Origin of the sequence: Dactylosporangium sp. NPDC049525, from assembly GCF_040676755.1 — a bacterium.
Classification (GTDB): domain Bacteria; phylum Actinomycetota; class Actinomycetes; order Mycobacteriales; family Micromonosporaceae; genus Dactylosporangium.
Map to the genome: position 1 here is coordinate 1 of NZ_JBFAPO010000145.1, position 2,923 is coordinate 2,923.

At 74.8% G+C, this 2,923-nt stretch carries 3 protein-coding genes and 1 pseudogene; 2 read left to right on the forward strand and 2 right to left on the reverse strand.

Going from position 1 to position 2,923, the window contains the following annotated elements; genetic code table 11:
* Window positions 1-138: 138 nt before the first annotated feature.
* Window positions 139-285: a hypothetical protein gene (locus AB0K00_RS57630; protein ID WP_363540187.1), complete on the reverse strand. Its 147-nt coding sequence runs from the start codon at window positions 283-285 to the stop codon at window positions 139-141.
* Window positions 286-364: 79 nt separating this feature from the next.
* On the reverse strand, window positions 365-1,234 hold the full coding sequence (locus AB0K00_RS57635; protein WP_363540189.1) for a pyridoxamine 5'-phosphate oxidase family protein: 870 nt from the start codon (window positions 1,232-1,234) through the stop codon (window positions 365-367).
* Window positions 1,235-2,160: 926 nt separating this feature from the next.
* On the opposite strand from AB0K00_RS57635, the pseudogene AB0K00_RS57640 reads away from it, so the two are divergent.
* Together AB0K00_RS57640 and AB0K00_RS57645 are read left to right on the forward strand one after the other, a co-directional pair.
* Window positions 2,161-2,307 (forward strand): annotated as a pseudogene (locus AB0K00_RS57640) (CGNR zinc finger domain-containing protein); the annotation flags it as partial.
* On the forward strand, window positions 2,307-2,840 hold the full coding sequence (locus AB0K00_RS57645) for a DUF6886 family protein (protein WP_363540191.1): 534 nt from the start codon (window positions 2,307-2,309) through the stop codon (window positions 2,838-2,840). The pseudogene AB0K00_RS57640 and the gene AB0K00_RS57645, both read left to right, overlap by 1 nt.
* Window positions 2,841-2,923 lie beyond the last annotated feature (83 nt).

A 2,923-nucleotide genomic window follows, 5' to 3' on the forward strand; every position in this document is an offset into this window, starting at 1 on the left:
GAAGGTGTTTGCTGTCTCGGTGTTGCGTCTTGCTGTTGAGACAAACGTTAGGCACCCCGCCACCGGTTCAAATCCCCGAAACGTGCCACGGCCGGCCACCCCCGGGGAAGGGTGACCGGCCGTGGCCGGGTGCCTCGGTCAGGCGCTGACGACGGGCCAGGCGTAGGCGAGGAGGGCGAAGGCGGCGCCGAGAATCGCCAGGTTGAAGCCGCGGGACGGCACCGGCAGCGCCGCGACGGCGAGCAGGATGATGGCGATGATGTACAGGACGGCCTGTGCCGACATGGGGAACCTCCGTGGGGGACCAGTTGAGCAGACGGATTCCCGAGTGCGCTCCGGCCGAAACACGGGCCGGTCAGCACGGTCAGCCGGCGACGGCGACAAGGGCCGGATATTCGCCGGTGACGACGGCGGTCGGGTGGAAGCGGACCCGGCGGCCGGTCACCTCGTCGGCGGCGCCGGTGCCTGCCTCGGTCCACTCCACGGTCGCGGTCCCGGACAGGTGCAGGGTGCGGCCGGTGCCGAAGTCGGGCACGAACAGCGCCGCGGACGGGTCGGTGGCGAGGTTGCCGAGGCTGTTGAACATGTTGTTGCCGGGATAGTCGGGCCACCACAGGTCACCGCCGTCGACGCGGAGGAACCCGCGCGGGCCGCCGCGGTGCGATGCGTCGGCGCCGCGGGCCGGGTGGGCGGTGCCGAGGAAGAACGTGTCGGCGGCGGCGACCATTGCCGCGTCGGCGGGGGTGAGGGCCGGCAGCGGCGCGAAGACCGGCGCTGCCGCAGCCGCGGTCGTGCCGGTGAGCCGGCGCGGCCAGATGTACTGGGGACAATTGCCGAACGCCTCCGCCACCTCGACGGTGAGACCGTCCCGCCCGGCTTCGTCGACGGACAGCGTGCCGTTGACCCGCATCCGGCGCCGGGTCGCGAAGTCGATCGCGATCAGGCCGACCCTTTGACCCGCCGGCAGGTCGTGCAGCGGGTCGCCCGGCGCGAACGCCGCGTCCACCCGCAGCCGCTGGCCCGCGCCGTCGAGGAAGCCGGGCGGGCCGGTCAGCGCCGACGTCCACAGCCGCCCGGCCCGGTCGCGGCCGGCGAGCACCGCCAGGGTCCGCTCGGCCAGCCACCCGCCGGCGCCGCGGCTCAGACCGCCGGGTCCCAGCATGCCGGCCAGCCGGGCCGCCTCGAGCCGCACGCCGGCCCGCTCCTGGGTCGCCAGCTCGCCCTCATGGAACACGGCCGCCTCGCTTCCTAACGGATGAAGTGCCATGTCTCCATTAGTCCACGACCAAATGGTTTTCGCAATGGTTTACCATTAGGTTCGTGGAGCCGTTGCCGGTTGAGCTGATGAACACCGTGCGGGCCGACCGCGACGGCGTGCGGGACACGATCGCCGACCCGGCCGCCGCTGCCCGCTGGCTGCGGGAGGCGTGGCCCGAGGTCGGGATCGCCGACTGGGCGGCGGTCGCCGAGCTGCGGGACCTCCGCGACGCGCTGCGCCACCTGGCCGCCGCCGCGACCGGCGACGACCGGGAGCCCGCCCTAGCCACCGCCCCCATGGATCTGGAGGCGGCCGTCGGGGTCGTCAACCGGGCATGCGCCAGGGCACCGTCGTGGTCCGAGCTGCGCTGGCCCCACGCCGCCGACCCGGCCGGCTCGTCCCACGAGGCCCACCCGGCCGGCTCGGCTCCCGAAGCCCAGCCCGCCGGCGCGCCACCCGTCCGGCCCGCGGGCTCGGCACACGACGCCCGACCCGCCGGTTCGACACGCGACGCCCAGCCGGCGGGCTCGGCTCCCGAAGCTCAGCCCGCCGGCGCGCCACCCGCCCGGCCCGCAGGCTCCGCACACGACGCCCTGACCGCGGGCTCGGCACATGACACCCAGCCAGTCGGCTCGGCTCCCGAAGCCCAGCCCGCCGGCGCGCCGCCCGCCCGGCCCGCAGGCTCCGCACACGACGCCCTGGCCGCGGGCTCGGCACACGACGCCTGGCGCGCCGGTTCGGCGCGCAGTGCCCGGTCGGTGGGCTCGGCGGAGGATGCCGGGCCGGAGCACGGCGCCTGGCCCCAGCGGGTGACGCGCACGGCGCACGCCCCTGCGCTCGCGGCGGTTGCGGCCATCGCCGAGGAGGCCGTCGCGCTGTTCGCCGGGCCGGACCGGCAGCTGCTGCGGGCCTGCCGCGCGCCCGGCTGCGTGCTGTACTTCGTGCGCAACCATCCACGCCGCGAGTGGTGCTCCGACGGCTGCGGCAACCGTGCCCGCGTCGCCCGGCACTACCAGCGCCACCACGGCGGCAGCAGGGAGGGCGACTGATGCGACCGGAGCCGGGGCAGGTGCTGCACTTCTCCGAGGACCCGACGATCACCAGGTTCGTGCCGCACGTCGCGGCGACCGCGCAGCAGCCGGAGGCGTACGTCTGGGCCGTCGACCACGGGCGGTCGCCGGACTACTGGTTTCCGCGTCAGTGCCCGCGCGCCATGGCCTGGAGCGGGCCGGGCACCACCGCCGAGGACCGCGACCGGATCGTCGGCGCCGGCTGCGGCGAGCGCGTGCACGCCGTGGAGTTCGGCTGGCTGGAGGCGATCCGCACGGCGCGGGTGTTCGCGTACCGGCTGCCGGCCGCGACGTTCGCACCGTTCGGCGCGCCCGTGCACCACGCACACGTCGCCGTCGAGCCGGTCGTGCCGCTGGGCCCGCCCGAGCCCGTCGGGGATCTCTTCGCACTGCACGCCGCCGCGGGCATCCAGCTGCGGGTGCTGCCGAACCTGTGGTCGTTCTGGGACGCGGTCACGGCGAGCACCATGCTGTTCAGCGGGATCCGCCTGGGCAACGCGCTGCCCCGCTGACCCCCTGGTGGGTGGCACGTTTCGGGGATTTGAACCGATGGCCGGGTGCCTAACGTTTGTCTCAACAACGTGACACATACCGA